The organism is Vibrio sp. 1580, assembly GCF_033340055.1.
The window spans coordinates 1-548 of the sequence record NZ_JAWOVT010000613.1; the positions used below are offsets into that span (position 1 = coordinate 1).

Below are 548 nucleotides of genomic sequence, written 5' to 3' on the forward strand. Positions count from 1 at the left end.
TAACCCGTTGGTCTCCTGACCGATCATGCCGTATTTAAGCGAGATGCGTTCATCGCGGATGCGACCTTCCAAACAACCTGTGCGAAATTGAGAACAGACAAAATCGGCGTCTTTTAATGCGGGTTTGCGATCCAGCGTGACGTGAACATCAATATGAGACATGTTGTTTTTCGCCAACATACGGCGCGTTAAATCGCCAATGATGCTGACTTTCTCTTTGCCATCTTTAATATCGACCAACCACAACTCGCCGATAGGCAGTTCATGATTGCGCTTGATGAGACCTTCGATAAGCTCAGGCGTGTAACTGGAACCTGCACCAATAATGGTAATTTTTAGATTCTTTTTCATCGTGCTGTTTCTCGTTATGGATAAGACAGTTTGATTTAAAAGCATCGTGATTCGCTATACAAACCAATTTAAACTTGCTATGCATTAGCCTTTCTAATTTATGTTGAGTGCCAAGATGGACAGAAAACAGCAGATGCTCTCTAACATGTACACTTTCGCCGTTGCTGGTAAGTGTCTCAGTTTTACCAAAGCCGCTG

At 43.4% G+C, this 548-nt stretch carries 1 pseudogene; it reads right to left on the reverse strand.

The window, feature by feature from the left end:
- Positions 1 to 351 (reverse strand): annotated as a pseudogene (locus tag R7093_RS27445) (6-phospho-beta-glucosidase); the annotation flags it as partial.
- Positions 352 to 548 lie beyond the last annotated feature (197 nt).